Annotated in this window: 21 protein-coding genes and 1 other annotated feature; of the genes, 4 read left to right on the top strand and 17 right to left on the bottom strand. The window is 34.6% G+C overall.

The window, feature by feature from the left end; translation table 11 throughout:
• Positions 1 to 28: 28 nt before the first annotated feature.
• The 11 genes from ytfJ to ezrA all read right to left on the bottom strand — a co-directional run bounded on the left by ytfJ (position 29) and on the right by ezrA (position 12,395).
• Positions 29 to 481 carry a GerW family sporulation protein gene (gene ytfJ / locus NSS71_RS12695; RefSeq protein WP_095258036.1) on the bottom strand — a complete coding sequence of 151 codons (453 nt, stop codon included), beginning with the start codon at positions 479 to 481 and terminating at the stop codon, positions 29 to 31.
• A 19-nt stretch (positions 482 to 500) separates the two neighbouring features.
• Positions 501 to 1,187, bottom strand: coding sequence for a DUF2953 domain-containing protein (locus NSS71_RS12700; RefSeq protein WP_172866156.1), 687 nt, complete (start codon positions 1,185 to 1,187; stop codon positions 501 to 503).
• 199 nt (positions 1,188 to 1,386) lie between these two features.
• Positions 1,387 to 1,950: an RDD family protein gene (locus NSS71_RS12705; protein ID WP_445668934.1), complete on the bottom strand. Its 564-nt coding sequence runs from the start codon at positions 1,948 to 1,950 to the stop codon at positions 1,387 to 1,389.
• Between the two features lie 12 nt (positions 1,951 to 1,962).
• Positions 1,963 to 2,976, bottom strand: coding sequence for a signal peptide peptidase SppA (gene sppA, locus NSS71_RS12710; protein ID WP_047941839.1), 1,014 nt, complete (start codon positions 2,974 to 2,976; stop codon positions 1,963 to 1,965).
• Positions 2,977 to 3,081: 105 nt separating this feature from the next.
• Positions 3,082 to 4,008 carry an EamA family transporter RarD gene (gene rarD / locus NSS71_RS12715; RefSeq protein ID WP_341151746.1) on the bottom strand — a complete coding sequence of 309 codons (927 nt, stop codon included), beginning with the start codon at positions 4,006 to 4,008 and terminating at the stop codon, positions 3,082 to 3,084.
• A gap of 109 nt (positions 4,009 to 4,117) precedes the next feature.
• Positions 4,118 to 5,716: an amidohydrolase gene (locus NSS71_RS12720; protein ID WP_328283680.1), complete on the bottom strand. Its 1,599-nt coding sequence runs from the start codon at positions 5,714 to 5,716 to the stop codon at positions 4,118 to 4,120.
• Between the two features lie 93 nt (positions 5,717 to 5,809).
• The gene (gene mbcS / locus NSS71_RS12725; protein ID WP_328283679.1) at positions 5,810 to 7,387 is read right to left on the bottom strand and encodes an acyl-CoA synthetase MbcS; all 1,578 of its coding nucleotides are present in this window, start codon (positions 7,385 to 7,387) and stop codon (positions 5,810 to 5,812) included.
• Positions 7,388 to 7,632: 245 nt separating this feature from the next.
• Positions 7,633 to 7,839, bottom strand: a complete 207-nt coding sequence (locus tag NSS71_RS12730; RefSeq protein ID WP_031534962.1) for an alpha/beta-type small acid-soluble spore protein — start codon at positions 7,837 to 7,839, stop codon at positions 7,633 to 7,635.
• Between the two features lie 121 nt (positions 7,840 to 7,960).
• Positions 7,961 to 9,169 carry a tRNA uracil 4-sulfurtransferase ThiI gene (gene thiI / locus NSS71_RS12735; protein ID WP_047941835.1) on the bottom strand — a complete coding sequence of 403 codons (1,209 nt, stop codon included), beginning with the start codon at positions 9,167 to 9,169 and terminating at the stop codon, positions 7,961 to 7,963.
• Positions 9,166 to 10,311, bottom strand: coding sequence for a cysteine desulfurase family protein (locus NSS71_RS12740; RefSeq protein WP_341151747.1), 1,146 nt, complete (start codon positions 10,309 to 10,311; stop codon positions 9,166 to 9,168). Before NSS71_RS12740 ends, thiI begins: the two co-directional genes overlap by 4 nt.
• A 380-nt stretch (positions 10,312 to 10,691) precedes the next feature.
• Positions 10,692 to 12,395, bottom strand: a complete 1,704-nt coding sequence (gene ezrA, locus NSS71_RS12745) for a septation ring formation regulator EzrA (RefSeq protein WP_341151748.1) — start codon at positions 12,393 to 12,395, stop codon at positions 10,692 to 10,694.
• Positions 12,396 to 12,801: 406 nt separating this feature from the next.
• Here ezrA and hisJ point away from each other — a divergent pair, with 406 nt between their 5' ends.
• Positions 12,802 to 13,608, top strand: coding sequence for a histidinol-phosphatase HisJ (gene hisJ / locus NSS71_RS12750; protein WP_047942138.1), 807 nt, complete (start codon positions 12,802 to 12,804; stop codon positions 13,606 to 13,608).
• Here hisJ and refZ read toward each other — a convergent pair.
• Positions 13,591 to 14,217 carry a forespore capture DNA-binding protein RefZ gene (refZ, locus tag NSS71_RS12755; protein WP_047941832.1) on the bottom strand — a complete coding sequence of 209 codons (627 nt, stop codon included), beginning with the start codon at positions 14,215 to 14,217 and terminating at the stop codon, positions 13,591 to 13,593. The genes hisJ and refZ overlap by 18 nt on opposite strands.
• Before the next feature lie 226 nt (positions 14,218 to 14,443).
• Here refZ and NSS71_RS12760 point away from each other — a divergent pair, with 226 nt between their 5' ends.
• Entirely contained in the window at positions 14,444 to 14,926 is a 483-nt protein-coding gene (locus NSS71_RS12760; protein WP_047941831.1) for a GAF domain-containing protein, read from the top strand.
• 85 nt (positions 14,927 to 15,011) lie between these two features.
• On the opposite strand, the gene NSS71_RS12765 is transcribed toward NSS71_RS12760, so the two are convergent.
• A complete protein-coding gene (locus tag NSS71_RS12765) occupies positions 15,012 to 16,886 on the bottom strand; it encodes a sensor domain-containing diguanylate cyclase (protein ID WP_341151749.1) in 1,875 nt (624 codons plus the stop codon).
• A 716-nt stretch (positions 16,887 to 17,602) separates the two neighbouring features.
• Between NSS71_RS12765 and rpsD the strand changes: the two genes are divergently transcribed.
• A complete protein-coding gene (gene rpsD, locus NSS71_RS12770) occupies positions 17,603 to 18,205 on the top strand; it encodes a 30S ribosomal protein S4 (RefSeq protein ID WP_047941829.1) in 603 nt (200 codons plus the stop codon).
• A gap of 68 nt (positions 18,206 to 18,273) precedes the next feature.
• On the opposite strand, the gene NSS71_RS12775 is transcribed toward rpsD, so the two are convergent.
• Both NSS71_RS12775 and tyrS read right to left on the bottom strand, forming a co-directional pair.
• Entirely contained in the window at positions 18,274 to 18,996 is a 723-nt protein-coding gene (locus tag NSS71_RS12775; RefSeq protein WP_141232337.1) for a hypothetical protein, read from the bottom strand.
• A gap of 322 nt (positions 18,997 to 19,318) precedes the next feature.
• On the bottom strand, positions 19,319 to 20,575 hold the full coding sequence (tyrS, locus tag NSS71_RS12780; RefSeq protein ID WP_047944488.1) for a tyrosine--tRNA ligase: 1,257 nt from the start codon (positions 20,573 to 20,575) through the stop codon (positions 19,319 to 19,321).
• An 85-nt stretch (positions 20,576 to 20,660) separates the two neighbouring features.
• Positions 20,661 to 20,885 (bottom strand) — a binding site (T-box leader).
• A gap of 147 nt (positions 20,886 to 21,032) precedes the next feature.
• Here tyrS and NSS71_RS12785 point away from each other — a divergent pair.
• Positions 21,033 to 23,975, top strand: a complete 2,943-nt coding sequence (locus tag NSS71_RS12785; protein WP_047944489.1) for a transglycosylase domain-containing protein — start codon at positions 21,033 to 21,035, stop codon at positions 23,973 to 23,975.
• A 410-nt stretch (positions 23,976 to 24,385) separates the two neighbouring features.
• Here the strand turns inward: NSS71_RS12785 and ccpA are convergent, their stop codons facing one another.
• Both ccpA and NSS71_RS12795 read right to left on the bottom strand, forming a co-directional pair.
• The gene (ccpA, locus tag NSS71_RS12790) at positions 24,386 to 25,384 is read right to left on the bottom strand and encodes a catabolite control protein A (protein ID WP_047944490.1); all 999 of its coding nucleotides are present in this window, start codon (positions 25,382 to 25,384) and stop codon (positions 24,386 to 24,388) included.
• Between the two features lie 358 nt (positions 25,385 to 25,742).
• Positions 25,743 to 26,819, bottom strand: a complete 1,077-nt coding sequence (locus NSS71_RS12795) for a bifunctional 3-deoxy-7-phosphoheptulonate synthase/chorismate mutase (RefSeq protein ID WP_047944526.1) — start codon at positions 26,817 to 26,819, stop codon at positions 25,743 to 25,745.
• Between the last annotated feature and the right edge of the window lie 145 nt (positions 26,820 to 26,964).

A 26,964-nucleotide genomic window follows, 5' to 3' on the forward strand; every position in this document is an offset into this window, starting at 1 on the left:
AACAATTAAATTCGCAGTTTGCTGAACATTAAAATTCAATATCTTCTTTTTGTTGCTGTGATTGTCCTTCACTACTGTTGGAATTAGAAGATGAATCTTTCTTGGCAAACATTTGCTGAATTTTATCAACAGCTTGTGGAGCAATATCCAAGATTTTTTCATAAAGATGGGTACTTTCATCTAAGTGGACCATTTTTACTCCTTGAGCATTTACAATCAAAAATGCAATTGGTGTAATACTAACTCCACCACCGCTACCTCCACCAAAAGGATGCTTTGTTAAAGAATCATTTAATGAATGATTCTCTAACGTAAATTCGCTCCCTCCGGCCGCAAATCCAAATCCAACTTTAGAAACAGTTAAAATTACGCTGCCATCTGGTGTTTCGACAGGATCGCCAATAATCGTATTGACATCAATCATTTCTTTTAAATTTTCCATCGCAGTTGTCATTAAGCCTTGAATCGGATGATCTGACATTTTCCTATTCCTCCATTGTCTATTGTTTACTTTGGATAGACGTTTCATTTGTTTTAAAATTAGGGAAACCATCTTTCCAATATTTCACCAGTTTAATTCCTGCCATCATAGCATGCCCTAACCGAAATTGAATCATACAAGAAAATAATGTTTCAGAGGCAACTCCCTGAAATTGAGGATAGATATTTATTTTCGGCATATCACGCAGCTTCATATAATTACTCATCATTCCGATGATACTGCCTTTTACTGCCCAAATTGCACCCGAAACCATCCCTGTATGCGCCGCATCTCCTAGGCCCACAATGGAGCTCCATTCTATATTCTTTATTGTTAGTTTTGCTAAAAACGCTCTTACTATGCGGTGAAAATGAACAACATGATTTAATAACTCTTGGGAATTTGATAAAAAATTTAATAAATCTGAGCCAGAAAATTGTTTCGTATCCTCCATTGTCTCTTTTTTGCCTGTTATTTCTGTTTCTTCTTCTATTACTAATGACGGAGAGTCCTCATCTATTTTGATTAGTGGTATCGTCTTCTTATACCGAATAATTCCAAATAACGCACGAACTTCTATTTTTAAATCATCGTTATCTTTCTTATGATAATAGCGGATATGTATCGTTAATTTAAAAAAACATAAAAATAGTAGAAGTAATAAAAAAGCACCAATAATAATAGCTAGAATGATAAGAACTTTCATTTTGGCAACACTTCCCTTCAGCTTATTATTATTGGATAAAGCAGCCAAAATTAAACATGCTATGTCTGCAGTTAATTACCAGAAAGCGTGTTTCACAAAATCAATAAAAAAACCCGAACGATTATACGAAAATTACCATTTCCGTATAATTGTTCGGGTCTATATTCGTTAAAATACTGCAATTCTAGTCTCATTTTTGTTATCGGTCATGTACTACTGCCGTATCAGCAAATATATCATGAAGTCCTTGTTTCTTTGGTAAGAAGGCAACTAATGCATATAAAATGAAAAAGCTGCTAGAGATAAATCGACCTATCCACTCACGGAAAAGAATAGTATCCCATGTTAGTTTTTCTTTGTTTATCGGTACAACTTTTAATCCAAAAATCATTTTCCCTAATGTTTGTTTCAAAAACTTTGTCATTAACACAAAATATAAATAAAACGTAATAGCTGTACAAATGTTTACTGTTGAGAAAATCCCTGATTCGTATAACGGGATATCGGCTATTCGTAAAATCGGATAGATTAGAATTCGATTGACACTTGAAACAATAATTAAATCTGCTAGATATGCCCAAAAACGCATCCAGAATCCTGCATACACATAAGGAGCTTCCCCCAATGGCAACTTCTTTTCTTTTGGTACATTTGGTGTCTGCTCATCCCTATCTACTGTTTCCTTATATGGAATAGTAGATTCTGACACTGTTTCTCCCTTTAAAGAAGTTTCAGTTTCCAACTTTTCATGTTCATTACTCAATTAGTTCCCCTCCTATTCTGCATATAAATACATTAGTCGAGGTGAGTTAGCATTTGTGACGATTTTTAATATATTTGCTAATTCTTTATCCTCACTTGTAATTAATTTTTTCGCAGTCACGCCAAACAAGGAACCAAAGCCAGTATTGTCCGTATACTTAACAACCGCAGCATCATTTAATTGATAGTCTGCTTTCATCTTTTCTACCACATCATCAAAATAACCAAAATCATCAATTAAATTTAATTCCTTCGCTTGTCTTCCATCATAGATACGACCATCTGCGATTTTCTTCACTTCTGCCTCTTTCATACCTCGTCCATCTGCGATGACTTTAACGAAACCAGCATATGAATTATCAATTAATCGTTGTAAAATGTCTCTTTCTTCCTCTGTCATTTCTCTAGTAGAACTCATGATATCCTTGTATTTACCACTTTTAATTGTAACAAATTCAACACCATACTTTTCAGCTAGACCTTCAAAATTATATCCACTCATAATAACACCAAGCGAACCAGTTAATGTTTCAGGACTTGCAAAAATTTTATCAGCAGGGGCTGAAATATAATAACCTCCAGAAGCTGCCATTGATCCCATTGAGACATAAACAGGTATTTTAGCTTCCTTTTGAATTTCCACTATTTTATCGTGAATCTGTGCACTTTCCACTACTCCTCCACCTGGAGAGTTCACTTTCAAAATAACCCCTTTTACACTTGGATCTTCTTTTATATAATCCAGCTTTTCCATAAAGGAAGTATGGTTATATCCAGCTGCTGAAAAAAGAGAATCAGCATCACCAGTATCCTGTATCGTTCCAGACACTTCTAAAACTGCTATTTTATTAGCGATATTTCCATCCTCTATGTATTCTTCTACATAAGGCGCTTTACCTTCACCTAGAAATTGTCCAAATAACTCTTCCACATCGGTTGTAAATGCTATTGATACCAAACTAGTAATAATGGAGAAGGCAAAAATAACACCTGCTATGCCTAAAGCTGCCCAACGTTTTCCATTCATTCACTCAAAACCCCCTAATATTCGTTCTCTTTCCTTTACGTTCTACCAAGAAAAATGTTTCAGAAAAATGCATAATTCCAACTATAGTATTTTATTATTTTTCTCTTATGCTATTCCTTTAGCTTCTTCTTTCTTTTTTGCTGAAGAAAATAGCTTTGTTCGCGAAAGAGAATAAATCGTTAATGCAGACCAAATAAATATAAATGCTAATAAGTGTGCCGTTGTAAATGGTTCGTGATAGACAAATACACCAAGAATTAATGTTAATGTAGGTGTTAAGTATTGTATGAATCCTAGCATGGATAAAGGAATCCGCTGCGCTCCCTTAGCGAAAAATAATAACGGAACAGCTGTCAACACGCCTGATATAATTAACAAAAAGTCTAAACTGGTTGAAACAGCCAAAAAGGCATGATTCCCTTTTGCAAATAAATAACCGATATAAAGGAGCGCAAATGGGGTAATAAACATGGTTTCCAATGTTAATCCTACATCGGAATCAACTTTGATTAATTTTTTTGCCAAGCCATATAAACCAAATGTCATTGCTAAAGAAATTGCTATCCAAGGAAAGGCTCCATGGGCGAATGTAATAATACAAACTCCGATTGCAGCTAATAGTACGGATACATACTGGATCTTCGATAATTTTTCTTTCATCACAAAAATGCCTAATAATACACTTACTAATGGATTTATATAATACCCAAGACTCGTTTCGATTATTTTGTTGGCATTTACCGCCCAAATATAGATAAACCAGTTACAACTAACTAGCACAGAAGCTATAAATAGCATAATCGCCTGTTTTTTTTGATACTTAAATGATCGTAGTGTTTGAAAAAACAATGTCCATTTCCGTGTAATAGTAAGTAAAATACACATAAAAATAAACGACCAAAATATTCTATTTGCAAGAATTTCATCTGCTCCTACTCCTTGCAGATGTTTCCAATATATCGGAAACAGCCCCCATATTAAATAGGAAATCCCCGCATAGATGACCCCAATCCGAACATTATTTTTCTCCATTTTTCATCGCTTCTTTCTATAATCGAAATATTCCATATTATATACATTTTTTTTGGAGGCTGACAATCAATCTTTTTTAGAAATCTTTGTAATGGATTAACTTCCTCTGTTAAATACGTGCGTACATTATTTCATTTCCAACAATAGTTTTCGTTACTTCGATTTGCTCTATTTCATGTGAGTTCACGTGAAATATATCCTTATTTAAAATCGTAAAATCCGCTACATACCCTTTCTCAATCTTCCCCCGATCCTCTTCATGACAAATAGCATAGGCACTCCCTTTTGTATACAGGCAAACTGCTTCATAAATCGTCAAAGCCTCTCCGGGAATATATCCTTTTCCTTGTTTATCCTCTTGGTTAGATCTTGTCACTGCTGCTTGAATTCCTACTAAAGGATTCACATTTTCAATTGGAGCATCTGAACCACCTGCACAATGTAATCCTTCTTCTAATAATGTTTTCCAAGCATAACAGTATGCTAAATTTTCCTCTCCCAGTCTATCGATAACCCACGGGAAATCGGAAGCTACAAAGCTAGGCTGGATATCTAATATTAAAGGTAATCCCTTCATACGTTCGATTAAATCCTTGCGCAGCATGGTTGCATGGATAAGACGATCTCTCCCAGACCCTTGCAAGGGATACTTTTCAATAGCATTCAACACCATCTCAAAGGCAGCATCCCCAATGGCATGTACAGCAATCGGATTTTCTTTTTCTCTTGCCTTTGCTACTAGGTCATCTAACGTTTCTTGGGTAAAAATACTTACTCCATTTGTCGAAGGATCATCATGATACGGTCTACTTAAAAAGGCGGTTCTTCCTCCGAAAGCGCCATCTGCAAATATTTTCATGCTACCAAACTCTACCCATTCGGAACCACCTAAGTATTTCCCACCATCTTCTTTCATCTCTTCAAACACTTCATGGTGCACAAGCAGATGAGCTCTAAATAGATTGCCCTCTTCTTCGATTACTTTTTTAAAGGACTGATATGTTCCTTTATATCCATGATAGTAATTTAAGTCTTCTGTATGAGCTCCAGTAAGGCCTAATCGGTAAGCATCTTTAATTCCTGCTCGTAATGCATTCTCCACATATTCGTCTGTTACTTTTGGTAGAACACTTGTGATTAATTCTTGAGCTTGATCTTTAAATACGCCATTAAGGTTGCCTAATTCATCCTTCTCGATAACTCCACCAAATGGAACTGGTGTATCATTTGTAATATTGGCAATCTTCAAAGCATATGAATTCACCGCAATCGCATGCTTGCATATTCGGTTAAGGAGAACGGGATGATTGGGAACATGTTGATCAATGTCCTTAGCTGTTAGGACTTTCTGTTCAGGCCACATGTTTTCGTTCCAACCATCTCCGATAACCCATTCGCCTTCTTTAATATCCCTTGCATAACTAGCTAGCATTTGTAAAGCTTCCTCTTTAGAGGTGCAAGCTGATAAATTTAGTCTTAAAAGTTTTTCTCCGTGACCAATTAAATGCATATGACTATCAACAAAACCTGGTAGAAGCACATCACCTTTTAAGTCTATTTCTTCCTCTATGCTTTCTCCATGTTTTTCTAACAAATATTCCTTATCACCATAGTCTACTATATATTGTCCATCTGTTAAAATAGCTTCTACCAGATCTCCTTCTTCTTTAAGTGTATATATTTTCCCACCATAAATAAGTTTTCTCACGTCAATCCCTCCCCATTTTCACTTTTCTTTTTACAAAAAGGACACTCTTAAAAGTGCCCTTTTTGTCTCCCTGCTTAAATTCAATATACTATTTTAGTACTTACTATTTTTTTCACTCTCTCTTAATTCAACTCGTCTAATTTTACCTGAAGTTGTTTTTGGCAGCTCATTCATAAATTCTATTTTACGAGGATATTTATAAGGAGCCGTTAATTTCTTGACATGGGATTGCAGCTCTTTCGTTAATTCCTCGTTTCCTTCCATTCCATCTCTAAGAACGACAAATGCCTTCACAACATTCCCTCTTATTGGATCTGGACTTGCTACGACCGCACATTCTTTCACCGCTTTATGTTTAACAAGAGCATCTTCCACTTCAAATGGTCCAATCGTATAGCCAGAACTGATAATAATATCATCTCTTCTACCTTCGAACCAATAATAACCATCTTCATCTTTTCTCGCACGATCCCCTGTGACGTAATACTCCCCGCGAAATTGATTTTGAGTTCTTTCTGGTTCTTTTAAATATTCCTTAAACAACGCTGGTGTATCTTTGTGAACTGCTATATCTCCAACTTCACCAACTGAACAAATTTCACCATCTTCATTGATGATTTCCACCAAATTTCCTGGTGTTGGTTTTCCCATGGAGCCAGGTCTTAATTCGACTCCTTTTGTTATCCCGACTAATAATGTATTTTCTGTTTGTCCATATCCATCTCGTACATCTAAGTGGAAATGTTCTTTAAATACATCAATTACTTCCCTGTTTAATGGTTCGCCAGCAGAAACAGCACTTCGTAATTGGTTTAATTGATACTTATGAATATCCTCCACTTTCGCCATTAGACGATACTCTGTTGGTGTACAACAGAAAACATTCACTTCATATTTCTCCAAAAGTTGTAAATATTTTTCTGGATTAAATCGTCCATGATAAACAAGTCCAATTGCTCCAGATCCTAATACTGATAATAAAGGACTCCATACCCATTTTTGCCATCCAGGTCCTGCTGTTGCCCACACTAAATCTCCTTCTTCAATACAGAGCCAATTTGGAGCAGCTGTTCTTAGATGAGCATATGCCCATCCATGCGTATGTACAACACCTTTTGGATTCCCCGTTGTTCCTGAAGTATAGGAAATAAAAGCCGTATCTGTTTTCAATGTAGGAGCTAACTGCAGCTCGTCAGAAACATCTTCTGCTCTTGCATCTAAATGCATCCAGCCTTCTTTTCCTTCTCCCAGCACAAAGCGTTTAATCATATGTATATCTTCTACTAGTTCTAATTCGCCTATGAAAGGATAATAACTAACAACTGCTTTTACGTCTCCATGCTTGATCCGGTATTGCAAATCTTTGGCCCGCAGCATTTCAGAACTTGGTAAAATCGTTAACCCTAGTTTTAAAGCTGCTAAATATACTTGATATGCTTCTATTATTCGTGGAACAATAACAAGCACGACATCTCCTTTTTGTAACCCTTCATCCTTAAATACATTTCCTATTCTATTTGCTGCTTTCATTAAAGAGGAATATGTAACTTCTTTTGTTTCGCCTTCTTCGTTCTCCCATTTCAATGCTAGCCTATCTGGATTCTGGGCAAATTTCTCAATCTCCGAAACAAAATTATATTGTTTGGGAGCTATTAAATCTTCCGTCTTCATAACCTATTCCTCCTGATTCTAATTGTAAATACTTAACCCATTATACTACCCCATTTGTATTTTTTAAATTATTTAAATTTCAAAGCACTAGGAAATTGATAGTTTTTCAAAGAATTACTCTAAAATCTACATGAAAGTTCAATAGAAACTCACTCTGCAAAATGATAAAGTGTTTCTTTTTATAAAAATATCGTAAAGAAAAGAGCAAGGCATAACACCTTGCTCTTTGTAGCCATTTTATTCAATTATTTAGAGAAACCGCCGCCTAATTGTTGCTCAGCCATTTGAACTAAACGTTTAGTGATTTCACCACCAACTGAACCGTTAGCGCGAGAAGTTGTTTCAGCACCTAAGTTTACACCAAACTCAGTAGCGATTTCATATTTCATTTGATCTAGAGCTTGAGAAACTCCAGGTACTAATAATTGATTTGAATTGTTGCTGCTTGCCATGTGTATCACCTCCTTGTGATAATAGAATGTGTAATACACATGGCATTCATTCGTTTTAATTACTGGTAATTCTTCACAAAAATATTGGGGATTTTTGTTAGCAAAAGTTATGATGCTCCACTTAGAAAAGGGAATCCATTTCTGTGTTTATTTTATTTTCTTCTCTTTTCAGGATTATCGTTTCCACATTTTTGACTGCTTCTTCAATCAAAGGCTCAAAATCAGTAAAGCTTTCGTAATACTGTATTTTTTCCTTTTTCGGTTTTGTTTTTGGAGAAGAAGGTACAAATACTGTACAACAATCCTCATATGGACGAATGGAGATATCATGGGTATCAATTTTCTTTGCCCATTCAATAATTTCCGTTTTATCTGTTGTTATTAAAGGTCTTAAAATAGGAGTATTTGTCACGTCATTGATTGCATACATACTTTCTAACGTTTGGCTCGCCACTTGACCTAAGCTCTCACCCGTAATGATAGCTAGTGCTTCTTGTCTTTTCCGAATTTCGTCTGTGATTCTTAACATAATTCTTCGTGTTGCAGTCATCGTATAGTTCTCTGGAATTTGTTTATGAATCAACTGCTGGATTGTCGTAAATGGAACAATATGCAAGACAAAATGTCCGTTAAAACGGGCCAGTTTCTCCGAAATATCAATTACCTTTTGTTTTGCTCTTTCACTAGTAAATGGCGGACTAAAGAAATGTACTCCCTCTACTTCTAATCCCCTTTTCATGGACAAGTATCCAGCTACCGGACTATCCAATCCTCCAGATAACATCAACATCGCTTTTCCACTTGTTCCTGAAGGTAATCCTCCTGCTCCTGCTATATTTTCACAGGAAAGATAGATCGCTTCTGTTCTGACTTCAATTTGGACATTTATATCAGGGTTTTTAACATCTACTTTTAAACCAAGGATATTTTTTAATAAATGACCACCAATCGCCTGATTTATTTCATTAGTATCAAGTTCAAACCCTTTGTCTGCACGTCGAGCACTTATTTTAAAAGTAGATCCTTCCTCATATAAAGAAGTAACAATATCTAAAGCAGCCGCTTTGATTATTTCGATATCTCTTTCTAGCTTTATTGCAGGACTAAAAGATTGAATGCCAAAGATATTTTTAAGAACTTTGGAAATCTCCTCCACATCTTCCCCATTTAATAATACATACATTCTTTCTCTTTTTGCTTCAATAGACACAGCTGGAAACGCCTCTAAAGCCTTGGCGATTGTCCGTCTTAATTTATCTACAAATTGTTTTCTATTTCTTCCCTTTGTTGATAGTTCCCCATAGCGTATTAAAATACGATCATATTTCATTTCATTACACCTCTCAACCATTCTTTGATATCTTGTATAGCAGCCACTACTTTTTCCATTTCTTCCATTGTGTTTGCATACGATAAACTAATTCGAAAAGAGCTTTCAGCAATTTGTTCGGATACACCCATACCTAATAATGTCTTACTAACTTTATTAGTTTTGGAGGAACATGCACTCGTTGTAGAAATATAAATATCACGTTCTTCTATCGCATGAACAAATACCTCTGCTTTTATCCCTTCAATAGAGAAATTAAGAATATGGGGCACACTTTTTCCTAGAGCTGGCGAATGGATAGAGACACCATCTATTCTAGCTAGCTGTTCACGCAAATAAAGATTTATCTGTGTTAGGACAGACATTTTCTTTTTTTGATTTTGTAGCTGCATTCGTAATGCCTTGGCAGTTGCTACTGCCCCAGCTACATTCTCGGTTCCACTTCTAAAAGCATTTTCTTGACCACCACCTGCTAATAGCGGTTGAATCCTTTTACCTTCTTTTATATATAGAACGCCATTTCCTTTAAGTCCATGAAATTTATGAGCTGAAATCGTATAAGCGTCTATATTTGCTTTCTTTAAAGAAATTGGCTGCTTTCCAATTCCTTGAACGCCATCCACATGAAAAAAAACATGCGGATAATTAGATAAAAACCTGCCTATTTCTTCAATCGGCTGAATTGAACCTACCTCATTATTAACATGCATCACCGAGACAAGGATGGTTTCTTTACGAATCTGTTTGATTATATCCTCTGCAGAAACTTGTCCATATTCATTAACTGGTACATACGTAATAGTAAATCCATCATCTTCTAATTGTTCCATTACCTTGTGAATAGAATCATGTTCAATAGTTGTCGTTATTATATGATTTCCTTTTCCTTTAAACGTACGCGCTATCCCTTTTAAAACAGTATTATTCCCTTCCGTTCCTCCTGAAGTAAAAAATATTTCATTACTTTTTACTTCTAAGAGCTCAGCAATTTGTTCCCTTGCCTGTATTAGTAATTTCTCCGCTTTCATTCCTATCCCATGGATCGAGGATGGATTCCCAAAATACTTTTGAGATACAGTAGTATATGCATCAAGAACTTCTGAAAAAGGTTTAGTTGTAGCACTATTATCTATATAGATCATTACATCGGGAGTTCCTTTCCTTAAAAAAGTTAACTTTACTTAGTTAAATGGATATATTTATTAACAGCCATTTTGCTGTATCACATCATAAAAACAAAATCTTTTCTAGAAGGTAGTTGCCTTTTAAAAGAGTATTTATCGATTGAAAACTGCAACTGCTTTTTTATGTTCTTTGACAGGATATCCGATAAGTCGAACACTTCACAACAGATGCCCATTACATTTAGGTAATAAGCCCCACCATGAAAGTTTTACTTTATAATGCTACCATATGTTAAAACTTTTGCAAATACACGGATAAGCTACTATGATTTCTTCATTACATAAAAAAAGTCTGAGTTTATTTCCTCAGACTTTTTTGCACATATTGCATTAGCTTTCTAATGTTGATTTTCTTTCCATTCATTTGACCAAGCTTCGATTTTATTCATACTGCCTGGCTCTATTTCTTCGATGGTGGCTGCTGCATATTGCAATGCTTCTTTATAGCGATAGTGTCTAAAATGAGCTTCTGCTTCTAATAAACCTTGATGGACTTTTTGATATTTACGACGATACCTGTTTCCATATTGAATAATTTTCTCTGCTAAATAAACTGTTTCAACCAATTCAATTGTTACATTTACTAGCATTGTCACTTTTTCTTCGGTCACATCAATTATCTTTTTCACTTCAACCATATTTAATGGCGTATGTTCTAGCATTCTTTTTGCTTGATCAATACTCTCTTTTGCTTCTTGCATTAGTTGATTGTATTCCTCTGTGACACCTGGCAAATTGCTATTTGTCACGCTTCTTACCGCATCTGCCACTTGTTTACTTAATTCTCTTAAGCGATTATGGGCAGAAACTTCGTCTTTACGAAGAGCATGCAGCTTTTCAAATAGTGCTTTTTGTTCTAAAGAGGCACTTTCTAACTGTTCCTTTATATCTTTTAACTCTTCTCCCAAAAGTGTATGTGCTGCAGATTCGGTCAGTAATTTATGCTCTAATACTTCATATTGCTTGAATAGAAAATTTAATTTCTTCTCCAACTTAAATTGAAGCTCAATATCTTCATTATCTAAATTATAGTTCTTTTGTAACAAGCCAACCTCGACTTGAAGCTGCGCATTTCCTTGCTGCACATCTGCTAAGATTTCTTTTGTTGCATTCATATTGATATGGCAATAATTTTTTGCCAGCACTTCTTTTTCTAATAAGTCATAAAGTAAATCTAGCTTATCCTGAATTTCAGAAACAACCTTCTCTACGGCCTCCACATTTCCTTCCTTTAAATCTGTTTCTGTGGAAGCAAGTTCATTAGTTAAACTTGCTATTTCTTCATCCATCTGCAAATGTTCTAAAATGTATCCTTGCTCCAGCATATCTGCATAGCCATCTTTTAACTCATCAAGTTGTTCAGGCAGCTTCGTTTGACATTCAATTAATAATGGAGGAATTTTTTCAATCAAATAAGTAATAGTAGATAAGCGATCTTGGATTTTATAGACTATTTCTCTTGCTTCTAAATAATCTCCATTATTCGTTTTCTCCTCATAAGTAATAAATAATTCCGCTATTTCTTGAATCATTGTTTCAATCTTTTTCTCTGTATCACCAAAAGTATGGCGATGGGCTAAAAGATTTTTTTTACTGACACGATAGGATTCTTTTAGTTCTTCCATTTCTGTGCGGTTTTTTTCTTCACTACCGACAAGGTTATTAAGCTCTTCTAATAGTGTATCAATTCTTTTATCCACACTTTCCATTTTCATCCGAATTATATCTTGTGTCTTCTTCGCTCTTGGAAAATTATATTTATCAATATAACTCTCTGTATCAAAAAGCAGCTCTTCAATTTCAGGTAATTCAGCCGTAACGATATCGTCCCATTCTTGTCTCCATCTTTCAAATAACTCTTCAGTTTGTCCAATCATATTCAATTGTTTAACCTTCGCGAGTTCTTCCAGTACTGGACGATTCATGATATTTATTTTCCAGTTTTCTAATTCATCGACTCCGTTATAATACTTTCTTTTAATAAAATATCCCGCTACGAATAGGCAAATAACTATCCCTATTCCTCCAATTATGTAATTCATTTGAAGCCCCCTGTTCATACACCGGCCATAATTCCGTATCTATTTTCACTATTTTTTATCAAAATTAAGCAGCAGTAATCCGTAAGTAACAACAATGGATTAAATGCCCTAAAAAACTAAATAGGTTCAACAAATCTGTACGATAACAAAATAAGAAAAAAAATTAAGAGATGTCTCCCTATAAGCAAGTAAAATTCTTTGTATTTATGATAACATGTAAACGACAATTTTTGACTATTATTTTACGTTTTTTTCATAATTTTGTATTCTTTTTTCAAAGTTCGATAGTTATCTTAATTATATAAGGATTAATTCAAAAAAACACGCAGGAAAACTTCTTTATTTACCTTGCTGTTAAATTAAGTATATATTGAATATAGAAGGAATAGAAAGGATGGTAATTACGTTGAAGAAGGACGGACATATTCATACACCATTTTGCCCCCATGGAACGAAGGATTCTCTTAGACAATACGTTGAACAAGCAATTATGCTCGGTTTTACGGAAATGACTTTTACAGAGCATGCGCCATTACCAAAAGGTTTTATCGATACCACACCAACACAGGATAGTAGTATAACGCTGGAAGCACTGCCATTCTACTTAAAGGAAGTTCAGCATATCAAGAAAGAATATGAAGAAAGAATAAAGATCAATATAGGACTCGAGATTGATTATATAGAAGGATTCGAACTAGAAATAAAAGATTTTCTAGCTGAATGGGGACATTTTTTGGACGACAGTATCCTAAGTGTTCACTTTTTGAAAGATCCATTATCTAATCGCTATGATTGTGTGGATTATAGTCCTGAGTATTTTGGACATATGGTGAAACAGTATGGAGGAGTTTCAAGACTATATGACTGCTACTATCAAACACTTCTTAAATCGATTAAAGCAGATCTAGGCCCAGCCAAGCCAAAACGACTAGGCCATATCACCCTTATACATAAATTCCAGCAGCTTTATCCCCAGGAGCAGAACTTTCAAACCATTATTTTCACCATTTTAGATGAAGTGAAAAGCCATGGATATGAACTGGATTATAATGGGGCAGGCGTAAATAAGCCATATTGCAAAGAACCATATCCTCCTAAGTGGATTGTCAAGGAAGCGATAAACCGTCAAATCCCTTTAGTATATGGATCTGATGCTCATCAGGCAAAAGATTTAGGGCAAGGCTGGGACGTTATGTTATGGAATAATCAATAATTCTTTTTCGTTCAAACAAACAACATCGCGAATCCATCGGTGGATCTCTTCTATATACTTTCTTTTAAAGTAGTCCTCATTTAGAAAAATATGAAGAACCTCGGTCACATAATAAGAGTGTATAAAGGGCATCGAGAGTAGTCCTTTTAATTGAATGATACTATAAGAAATAGATTGTTTTCTAAATTCTTTGCTCTCGATCCCCTTTTCAAGGATTTGCGTAAAAATATATCTTTCTTTCACATAATAGGTGGACATTATTTCTCTTACAACTTGGGAATCGATGGATACCTCTCGTAAAACAAATCTTGTCAGCTGTGGATTTTTACATTGATAGGAAATAATGCAATCCACCATTTTTTTTAATTTCTCTGTTGGACTATCAGACTGAAGAAATACTTCTTCAAGCAGTTCTAAATACGTTTCAAAAAAGTTCATATAGCAATACTCTAATAATCCTTGTTTCCCATTGAAATAATACGATATATTGGCAATATTTACATTTGCTAATCCAGCAATATCACGTATAGAAGTACCATGATAGCCTTTTTGATTAAATAAAGAAATGGCTGCTTCTACAATGGCATCCCTTGTTGAAATTTCTTTCATCTAGTCTACCTCTTTTCTGTTGCGAATCATTAAAAAGTATGGTTGAATAATAAAAACTTCTATATAATTGAGAAAGACTGTTTTTATGAAGACAATCGTTTTCTATTTAATTACAATTTCTTTATCAGCGGAAAGAATCCTTTAAAAACCTTCCGACAAAGTGCTGGATTCTTCTGTATTTATCGTCAAAAAAACACATTTAAAACGAGAAAGATTGGTGATATACATGTTTAGTGTCGAAACATATAATGGTAACCGTGAACAACAGTATCAATTAGTTGAAAAGCAATTACGTGCTTTATTAGAGGGAGAACATAATGCTATTGCGAATCTTTCTAATGCATCCGCATTATTGAATCAATTTTTGCAAAACATCAATTGGGTGGGTTTTTATCTAGTGGAAGAAAATGAACTAGTTCTTGGACCATTCCAAGGATTACCTGCTTGTGTTCGAATTCCATTTGGGAGAGGGGTTTGTGGTACAGCCGCTCACAATAAAGAAACAGTAAGAGTTGAAGATGTCCATCAATTCCCTGGCCATATTGCGTGTGATGCCGCTTCTCAATCCGAAATTGTAATCCCATTAGTAAAAGAAGATGGCACATTAATTGGAGTGCTTGATATCGATTCCCCAGAAAAGAATCGATTTGATGAATTGGATCAAAAATACTTAGAATTATTCGCTTCTACTTTAGTTAAGTATTTATAATAATAGGAATAATTTTGTTATTGTCAGCTTGCAAAAAAGGTGTTTTATCTTTCCTCTGGAGAAAGGTAAAACACCCTTTTATTCTCTAAATAAGAAGAGTATTTTGAATGATAACCTTATCTTTTCCTGTTTCTTTTGCCGTATACAAGGCTTTATCAGCACGCTTAAAAAGAGTATGATACGTATCATTACTTTGTTTATTCCAATAAGCAACCCCGCATGAAATGGTTACTGCTGGTTTAGAATTTCTCCTTACCTTTTTTACTAATCTTTCTGCAATAGTTACACCTAAAGAGAGAGGAACTCTAGGGAGGTAAATAGCTAATTCCTCTCCCCCCCATCTAGAGCCAATATCAGAACTTCGAATATTATCTTTTATAATATTCGCTACCTGAATAATAATATCATCGCCAATTTGATGACCATATGTGTCATTTATCAATTTAAAATCATCAATATCGATTAAAATAAACGTTCCTTCTTTATCTTCCAGTAAAGACATTTGGATTTTTTCATCCAAATAATTTCTTGAATATAATTTTGTTAAATGATCTGTAACAACCATTTTTTCTAATTCTTCTCTTAACAAAGAATTGGTTAAGGCAAGGGTAGAATGATGAATCAATGATTGTAATAGTTTAAATGTATCAAAAGAAAAATGATAGGCAGAAGGATGCATGACAATCGCAACCCCCTTTAATACACCTGTCTGCATCATTGGCACAGCCATAATGGATTTATATCGTGCTCCCTCAAGCTGCATACTAAAATCTCCTAGAAACAGAGAATCTTTCTCGATCTGAATTTTTTCTTTAACATATTTAATATATTGCTGTGATTCTTGATTAAAAAAGAAAGAGGAGCTCCTGGACAGCACTTTTGTAGAATTGTTTTCAAGTGAAAATAAGATAAATCCTACTTCTTTTGCATCAAAACTAGCAGATATTCTTTCACAAATATAGTTCATCATTTCATTTAAACGTAAATTGGAATTTAATTGATGAGAAGCCTCATTAATTAGTTGCAAATCAGTAACTAATTTTTTAGATTGTTGATATAACTGAGCATTTTCCAAAGCCCCTCCTGCTGTATTAGCTAATAAAGAAATAAATTCCACTTCGTTTTTCGGAAAGGAGATTGCATTCGGAACAATAATTTGCAAAACGCCATATACACCTTGTTTTCCTTTCAAAGGTGCATAGATAACCGAACTTTTTTCCCTTTTCAAGTTTTCGAATTGTAATTCAGCTGTAACATAAGCCTCCATTGCAGCCATATTTTCGCCATTGTATTCTAAGTCCTTAACTGGTAAATCTGTTGGACTATTGTTATCATGGGAAAGCAAAAGAAAATAATGATAGAATGGGTAAACTTCCTTTAAAGTGAAGATAACTTCTCTTAATACGTCTTCCATCATCATGGATGAATGAAACTTCTCCGTCACTTTAAATAACTGCTTGTATTTCTTTTTTTCTTTCATTGTATCCACAATATTCTGCATGTTTGTAAAAAAGATTCCAACTTCTTTACCTGCCATATCAAACAAAAGACTCTCTCCATGGGGGTCATCCAATAGTTCCTTCTTCATTTTAATTGCTAAAATATAATCAACTTGTTCTTTTTCCTTGTTCTTAAGTGCTAACAACATATAATCATGTACCGAATCATCTTTTATAGAAGTTCGAGAGAATTTATATTCACATAGAAAAGATATGTCTTCATTCAGATAAACAGCCTGCTCCTTAGAATTCTTTATTACAGTTGAAGACACAATCGTCCAATTCGCATTCCATTCTTCGATAGAATATAAAGTTACTTCAACGGCACCAAGTACTTCTTGGATTGCTTCAAGTGCTGCTTGCATGATGATGCCGATGTTTTCATTTATCACTTTCATACTATATAAATCAAAAAAACGACTTTTTAACATTATTATTTTTTGGTGGCCAAGGAAGTCCATGTATTTATCACCTAATTCACCTAACTATTCTTTCTTTGATTATTTATTCCTATTTTTAGCTAGACAAAATAAACCAATATATTCCATCTCGTCGTAAATAAATTCCATCCATTTTAGTTATTCAATAATAAATATAGTTTTGGAATTCAATCGTAAACAAATTTCTGAGAAACAAACCACATAATTAAAAACAGGGAAATAATTTCTTTGAGGACGTAAACTAATAATGCTAAAAACAAAAACAGTTCTAATTACTTATAATATATACCTATTCAAACAGGAGGAATATTACTCATAAAAGCCTTCAAAGCATTACAACACAATAGGCTTTTCATGAAAATATGTATATGAACAAGTGATTTCTGGGAAATATCACCTAAATGTATAAATCTAGTTAAATTATACTAATTATATCATATTGGCAATAAATAGGTAGAAAAAAATATAAGTGATATTCTAAAATTTTTCCTGATAGTAACCTATCAGCAAATACTACTTGACTTTTCACCTATAAAAAACATATAATATTCTTTGTGTAAAATAGCGCAGCATATGTAAACACTTTTTGTCTTATTTTGTTCCTCAAATATTAATTTGATGGTGTATTGGGTAACCCTTGGCTGCTAGGGCGAAGGTACAGGAAGACAAAATAATCAAAAAGAAATGTTACATCTGTTTTTATTTTACCAAATAAAAACATGAAGGAGGAGTCAATTATGGCTCGTTATACAGGTCCAAGCTGGAAACTTTCTCGTCGTCTTGGTATTTCTTTAAGTGGAACAGGTAAGGAGTTAGATAAACGCCCTTACGCTCCAGGACAACACGGTCCAAACCAACGTAAAAAATTATCAGAATACGGTTTACAATTACAAGAAAAACAAAAACTTCGTCACATGTATGGTGTGAACGAACGTCAGTTCCGTAATCTTTTTGATATCGCAGGTAAAATGGCTGGTAAGCATGGTGAAAACTTCATGATCTTATTAGAAACTCGCCTAGATAACGTTGTTTACCGTTTAGGTTTAGCTCGTACTCGTCGTCAAGCACGTCAATTAGTTAACCATGGTCATATCTTAGTAGATGGCAAACGTCTTGATATCCCATCATACCGCGTTAAGGCTGGTCAAACTATCACTTTACGTGAAAAATCTCGCAACCTTGAAGTTGTTAAAGAAGCAGTAGAAGTAAATAACTTCGTACCTGATTTCTTAACTTTTGATGCAGATAAATTAGAAGGTACATTCACTCGTTTACCAGAACGTTCTGAATTACCAGCTGAAATTAACGAAGCTCTTATCGTTGAGTTCTATTCTCGTTAATAGAATTGCTAAAAAAAGTCCCTTTTTCCTTTTGGAAACAGGGCTTTTTTTATGATATATTTCTTTTTCTAGTCACAATTGTTTTTTCCTCCCAAAGGAAAAAGTAGTTCTCCCCAATTAGTCTTCTCTTTCAATTTTGGTCTTTTCACTAAAATATTGTTTATATATAATCCCTCTTCATAAAAAAATGTCGCTACTTGCACTTGGTGAAAAAAAGGAAAGAATAAATCTTTTATTCTCATTTCTATATCCCTTGAATATTTAATATTCGGCAGGCTAATTTGAATAACAGTCTTTTCTCTTTTTTGTTGATATACAAGCCAATATTCATGGACAACCTGGTTTATTATTTGCTGAAATCCCCATTTTTCCTTCTTCTTTTCTTCCCTGCTAGTAAGACTTATTTTATCACCTAATATCTCTTGATTCTTAAATAGTTCTATTATACCGTCTTTTTGGAAATCCACACTCCATTCGGGGGAAACAAGATCTCCTGTTAGAATTGTCGGAAAGCAGTCCATTCGATCTTCTACTTTTGTTTGTTGATTTAAATAATCTATTATCGCCATATAGGATGACCGACTATCACATTGATTCACTTGCATGAGGATTTGTTCATATATATCCTGGCGTAAATTAATTAAAGTAACAACATTATTTTTCCACTTCACTTTATCAAAAAGCATTTGAAATTCCGGAATCACATAGCTGCTCTCAAAACGACTTAAAGGGTATTGAAAAGCGATGGAATAATGATCCTTTTCATAATACTTCATCATAAACATTCGCATTACAACATACTCTAAAAAAGGAGACGGTACATTTAAGACTTCACTGTTTAGTTTCATCGATTACACAGGAAAAGTAAGTCTATTACATCTTCCCGTTTCTCCCTCCTTCAACAATTGTTTATTTTAAGTATAAAACAATTTATTGGATAAACAGATTAGAAATGGAAAAAAATATATCTTTTTCACATTTTAGACAATATATTGTAACAAAATGTTGCCATTAAAAATGCAGGATAATGAAAAATAATTCCTCATTTCATTAAACACCATTATTTCTTTTCCAAAAAACCATCCTAAAAGTTACCTTTTAGGATGGTTGCCATTAAAACTTAATTAAATAATATTTTTTCTTGCCTCGTCGAATCACGGTAAACTGTCCTTCAATTCGATCTTCTTCTGTAAGTGCATAATCTAGTTCCTGTTTGCGCTCTCCATTAATATAGACAGCACCATTTGTTATATCTTCGCGCGCTTGTCTTTTTGAGGATACAATACCAGCAGCCACTAGTATATCAACAAGCAGAGCTTCTCCTTCTGTATGTTCATATGTTGGCACATCTTTAAAGCCTTGTTTGATTTCTTCTGCCGTTAAATTTTTTATGTCTCCACTAAAAAGCGCTGCCGTTATTTTTTGTGCCTGTTCTAGTGCAGCTTCTCCATGAATTAATTTCGTCATCTCTTCCGCTAATGTTTTTTGTGCTTTGCGGAGATGAGCCTCTTCTTGCACAGATTTTTCTAATTCCTCAATTTCCTCTTTAGAAAGGAAAGTAAAGAATTTTAGATACTTAATCACATCAGCATCTGCTGTGTTAATCCAAAATTGATAAAATTCATAAGGAGTGGTTTTTTCAGGATCTAACCAAATAGCACCACTTTCCGTTTTACCAAACTTTGTACCATCTGCCTTTGTCACAAGCGGAATGGTTAAACCAAACGCCTTAGCCCCTTCTGACATGTTCTTTCTAATTAATTCTAATCCTGTGGTAATATTTCCCCATTGGTCGCTTCCGCCAATTTGCAATTTACAATCATGATGTTCATATAAATGTAAAAAGTCTAATGCTTGTAAAATTGTATACGTGAATTCAGTAAAGGAAATTCCTGTTTCTAAACGATTAGCAATGGTATCTTTTGCTAACATATAATTTATTCCAATGTGTTTTCCATAATCACGTAAGAATGTAACAATATCCATTTTCCCTGCCCAATCATAGTTATTGACCATAATTGCAGCATTTGTTCCCTCAAAATCAAAGATTCTTTCCAATTGTCCTTGCAAGCATTTCACATTATAGCCAATAACATCTAATGTTTGCAGCTTTCTTTCTTCGCTTTTTCCACTCGGATCCCCAATTAAACCTGTTGCGCCACCTACTAATACAATAGGACGATGTCCTGCGTTTTGAAAACGTCTTAACGTTAAAAACGGTAATAGATGTCCAATATGCATGCTATCAGCAGTAGGGTCTACTCCACAGTATAAACTAGTCATTTCTTTTTCTAATTGTTCTTTCAAGCCTGCTTCATCTGTCTGTTGGTAAGTAATACCTCTCCATTGAAGATCTTCTAGTAAATTCATGTATATTCCTCCATTTTAAAGTAAAATATCCTTGTCCTATTTTTCGTTATTGATTAAATAACACAAAAAGTCCCTGCATCTAATATGCAGGGACGCCAAATCAGCGCGGTACCACCCATAACTTGAGAAAATAGATTCTCCACTTCATTAGAATAACGGTCCACGCCGTTCACTGCTACTAATTTAAAATAACTTTCCCAGTGAAAGCTCCAGGAGGTAATTCATTCTTTTATTTATGCCATTTTGCACCGACCAATGGCTCTCTGTTTATAGTGATAAAAGAACTACTTCTTCCCTTCAAAGCAATAACGAATCAATATATAGTTAGTTTATTTTTATCACATAAAAGCTGTTAATGTCAAACAATTATTCGAAGAAACAGGAAAAATATCGAACTCTGTCTATATTCCCCTCTCCTTTATGCTATAATGTATGTGATTTTAGGGGGAATGATACCATGAACGAAAGGCCGAAGTGGAAAAATGCTTTAAACCATTTTAAAAACTTCTTCACCAATAAACGAACACTGAAAGGAGCCCGTTTAACTTATGAAGTAACATGGAATGTGACTTTGCTCTTTATCATCATTACTGTGGTAGGGGGTGCATTTGGGCTCGGAATTGGTGCAGGATACTTTGCATCACTTGTTAAGGATGAGCCAATCCGTCCTTACACAACTATGCAGAAAGATATTTATAATTACGAAGAAACTTCAGAGCTATTCTTTGCTAACAATGAGTATTTAGGAAAAGTGCCTACAGACCTTGAGAGGGAGGAAGTAAAAATTAAAGATGTTTCTCCCTATTTAAAAGATGCTGTTATCGCTACTGAAGATGAAAATTTCTACACTCATAACGGAGTAGTTCCAAAAGCAATCTTCCGTGCATTATTTCAAGAAGTAGCTAACTCTTCTACGCAATCTGGTGGAAGTACGTTAACACAACAGTTAATAAAGAATCAAATTTTAACTAACGAAGTCTCTTTTGAACGAAAAGCAAAAGAAATTCTCCTAGCACTGAGGCTAGAGAAATTCTTTGAGAAGGATGAAATATTAGAAGCTTACTTAAATGTTTCAACCTTAGGAAGAAATTCATCTGGCAGAAACATTGCAGGTGTACAGTCTGCAGCAAATGGTATATTTGGTGTAGATGCAAAGGATTTAACTTTGCCTCAAGCTGCATTTATCGCAGGGCTTCCACAAAGTCCATTTGGTTACACTCCTTTTACACAAGAAGGAAAATTAAAAAAGAATTTAGAACCAGGTTTAAATCGAATGAAAACAGTTTTAAACCGAATGTATGACCAAAAGAAAATCTCTAAACAAGAATATGATACTGCCATGAAGTACGACATAACAAAGGATTTTATCGGACCGCAAAAAAATCCAATTGAAGATTATCCGGCGGTAATGATTGAAATCCAACAAAGAAGCATAGAAATTATTGCCGAATTGTTAGCAAAAGAAGATGGATATACAAAAGAAGACTTACAAGAAGACGATGTATTAGCAGAACAATATACTACACTTGCTGACCGTCAAATCCACCAAAATGGATACAAAATTCATAGTACTATTAATAAGAAAATCTATGATATTCAACAAAAGACAGTCAAAAACTTCTCTCTTTTTGGACCAGATAAAAAACAACAAGTGATTGATCCAGAAACAAAAGAAAAAGTTACTATTATGGAACCTGTAGAAACTGGAGCCATTCTAATTGAAAACAAAACGGGGGCTATCATAAGCTTTGTTGGAGGGCGTGATTATAATCGAGAAGCAACAAATCATGCCACACGCAGTGTCAGACCAAATGGTTCAACCATGAAACCACTTTTAGTTTATGGTCCAGCAATTGAACTGGGAACATTATCGCCTGGAAGTGTTTTACCAGACGTTCCATTAAGATTAAATCCTAGTAAACCAGGGAGTATTTGGCCAAACAACTATGACTCGCGATTTCATGGTTTAGTAACAGCAAGATATGCACTACAGCAATCATACAATGTTCCAGCAGTAAAAGCATATATTGATATATTGCCACAGAAACCAATTAAATTCTTAGAAAAAATGGGCGTTTCGTCATTAACTCCTGCTGACGCTTCAAACAGGGCTACTGCTATCGGCGGACTGGAGGATGGTATTACTGTTGAAGAAAATACCAATGCCTTTTCTACCTTTGCTAATAGTGGGAAATTTATCGATGCTTATATGATTGACAAGATTGAAGATAAAGATGGCAATGTTATTTATCAGCATGATGTAAAACCTGTCGATGTATTTAGCCCACAAACCGCATACTTAACATTAGACATGATGAGAGATGTGATGAATCGCGGAACAGCCGCTGCCGTAAACAGCCGCCTAAAATTTAATTCTGACTGGGCAGGTAAGACCGGAACAGCCCAAAACTTTACAGATTCTTGGTTAGTTGCGACAAATCCAAATGTAACTTTTGGAGTTTGGACAGGTTATGATACACCAAAATCTTTAGAAACATCTGGTTTATCATACAGTAAACGTAATAACTACTTGTGGGCAGATTTACTAAATGCTGCATATGACGTTGCACCTGATCTTGTAGCCCCGTCCAAAAGCTTCAAGATGCCTGGTGGAATCGTAAGACAATCTGTATGTTCTATTTCTGGACTACTGCCTTCTGAAGGGTGCTCAAAAGCCGGATTAGTGACAACTGATTTATTCAAGTCAGGAACGGTTCCATCTAAGAGGGACGACAGTTTAGTTGCAGGTAAATATGTAAAAATCGGTGATAAGAAATACATGGCTTTAGATTCTACTCCAAGTGAATTCGCTGAACCAGGATTAATGCTAAATCCAGACTATATCGAAAAGCTATTTGGTATTCGTATCAGCGATCCAAGTATTCTGAGCGAGAACAATCAAAAGCTTAAAAATCTTATCATTCCAAGCAATAAAATTGAAGAGAATGGGAAGACTCCTAGTCCACTAAAAATCAATCTTAAAGGTGACACTATTACATGGAGCAAGCATAGCGAAAAAGATGTAATTGGTTACCGGGTCTATAAAAATGGCAAAAAAGTAAAGAGTTTAAAAACAGCAAATACGTTAAGCTTTAAAGGTGGTAATGGAAAATATATCGTTAAAGCAGTTGATATTGCTGGTAAAGAATCAAAGGCATCAAATGAAGTGGTAATTGGCAATTCGCAAGAAAAACAAAAGGATCAATCTAAACAGGAAAATCAAGAAAAACAAAAGGATCAATCTAAACAGGAAAATCAAGAAAAAAAGACGAGCACTAAAGAGCAAACAGCGAACAAGCCAAATAATGACAAACCCAAAGACGACAAGCCAACAGAAAATAACCAGCAAAACAATAAAGAACAAACAGAAAAGCCTGATAAAAAGACAGAAAATAATTAACTCCAATAAGGTTAGAACATAAGTATTTCAATCAAATATAACCTCAAACAATTATACGTACACACTAAAAAGTATTTGTATAATTGTTTGAGGTTTTTATTTATTTTAAGAAAGAAGGTTTGTGGTAATACCCCGCAGACTAAAATACATTTCGCTATCCATAAGATGAGCGCTAAGCCTCCTTGCTTCGTTAGTTCCTGCGGGAAGCCAGAACAAGCTTTAGCCTCCACACGCTAAAGCTTGTTCCCCGGCGCATCGAGTGTCTGTAATAGAATGACTTGGTTTCGCCACTAAATTCTTTATCCATTAAATATTTTATTCCAGCCACTTTCCTCGTTTCCTTTTTTTCTTCAACAAAAAAGACCAAAACTGGATGTACAATCCAGTTTTGGTCTTTTCCGTATCTGAACTTATTTTGTAGATTTTCGAGATTCTATACGGTGTGGAAGTGTAACAATATGATCTTCTACTGTTTCTTTATTCATATATTTAGTAAGCAATCTCATAGCCACAGCACCGATATCATACAATGGTTGTACAACAGTTGTTAGTTGCGGGCGAACCATTAATGTTAATTTTGTATTATCAGAGGTAACAATTTCAAAATCCTCAGGAACTTTATAGCCTTTGTCTTCTGCTCCATGAATGACACCTAGCGCCATTTCATCTGAGCCAACAAAGATTGCCGTTGGTTTATTATCACCTTCGATTAATTTATCGAAAGCTTCCATACCAGATTCATAGCTATAATCTCCTTCAACAACTAAAGACTCATTAAATTCGATTCCAGCTGCTTCTAATGCCTTTTTATAACCGCCTAATTTCTCATTTTTGTTGATTGGTTCTTCTAAGGATCCAAGGACAATTCCAATAGACTTATGGCCCTTTTCAACAAAGCTAGTTACTACATCATACGTAGCTTGCGCATAATCAATGTTAACAGAAGAAATCTTTTTGCTTTCTTCGATACTAGCCGCAAGCACAATTGGTACAGGAGACTTTTCAAATTCAGTAACATGTTCCTCAGTTATATTGCCACCCATAAATACAATACCATCCACTTGTTTGCCTAACATGGTATTTAATAAGTGCAGCTCTTTATCTTTATTTTGATCAGAGTTACTTAAAATAATATTATATTTATACATTGTAGCAATATCCTCAATTCCTCTTGCTAATTCCGCAAAGAATGTGCTTGAGATATCAGGGATAATTACTCCAACTGTAGTGGTTTTCTTACTTGCTAGCCCTCTTGCTACAGCATTTGGACGATATCCTAATCGATCAATAACTTCTAATACCTTTTTTCTTGTTGTTGGCTTAACGTTTGGATTTCCATTAACAACACGGGAAACGGTTGCCATAGAAACACTAGCTTCTCTTGCGACATCATATATTGTGATATTCATTGTGATTTTTGCACTCCTTTTAGTCGAACTATTTCTTTCTATTATTTTATGGCAAGAAGCTACTTTCTTAATCATAAAAGATTCCCAATTTAGCTAATCTTGTCTAATTATGTACTAATGATACGATATAGCAGGAAAACCCGCAATGACAAGCTTTCATTTTTTTTCAAAAAAAACGACTTTTTTTCGCTTTTTTAGCAAAAAAAATTTTTTATTAAACATTCTTCCATTCAGTTTACCATAAAATGATGAAAAATATAAATGAATTTGTCATACTATCAAATTCTTATTAAAAAAAGTATTTCTATAAAAAAACTCGTAAGTGTTTCTAAACACTTACGAGGCATTTATCATATTTTTATGCATTTACATATGGTGTAGCTTGTAACGCACGGTAAAATTCATCGAATTGCTCAATATCCATTTGCTGTGCTGAATCAGATAATGCGACAGCAGGATCTGGATGAACTTCTGCCATTACTCCATCTGCCCCAATTGCTAAAGCTGCTTTCGCACAAGGTAATAATAAATCCTTTCTTCCAGTTGAATGTGTTACATCAACAAAGACAGGAAGATGTGTTTCTTGTTTTAAAATTGGAACAGCAGAAATATCCAATGTGTTTCTTGTTGCCCGTTCATACGTACGAATACCACGTTCACAGAGGATAATCTGATCGTTTCCTTGTGACATTATATATTCTGCGGCATTGATAAATTCTTCAATGGTTGCCGCTAAACCACGTTTTAATAGAATCGGTTTTTTTACACTTCCTGCAGCTTTTAACAGCTCAAAGTTCTGCATATTACGAGCACCAATTTGAATAACATCAATATAATCTAACGCCGTTTCAATGTGTTCCGTACTAACAATTTCACTAATTACTGCTAAATCGTATTCATCTGCCACTCTTTTTAAGATTTTCAAGCCTTCTACACCAAGTCCTTGGAAATCATATGGAGATGTTCTTGGCTTAAACGCGCCACCACGAAGAAGCTTTAACCCTTTAGCTTGTACGGACGCTGCCACTTGAGCAACTTGTTCATATGATTCTACTGAGCATGGCCCAAACACAAATTTAGGTGTACCGTCACCAATTTTTGTTCCTTTTATATCAACAATAGTATCCTCTGCTTTTTTCTTACGAGATACTAATAACGCTTTACTGTCATCTTCTTGTTGTAATTGTAAGCCCATTTTGAAAATTTGCTTAAACAAATGTGAAATTGTCCCATTATCAAATGGTCCATCATTTTTATTTAAAATATGATCGAGCATTTTTCTCTCGCGAACAGGATCATATCGATGTGCACCGTGGGTAACTTTTGTTTGGGCTATTTTTTGCACAAGGCTTGCCCGCTCATTAATTTTTTCTAAAATTTCTAAATTTAATTCATCCACTCGATTACGTAATTCTTCTAATTCCTTATTACTCACAATCATCTCATCCCTTCATTAAAAGCACAAATCCATGTAATTTCCTTTACACTATTTGCTTAGATTCTTTATACAAATGCAAAAATATGTTACATTTCTCTTAATTGGGTTAATTATAAATCATATTTATCCCATTGTCACTAAT

This window comes from Niallia sp. FSL W8-0951 (assembly GCF_038006525.1).
Classification (GTDB): Bacteria; Bacillota; Bacilli; order Bacillales; family Cytobacillaceae; genus Niallia; species Niallia circulans.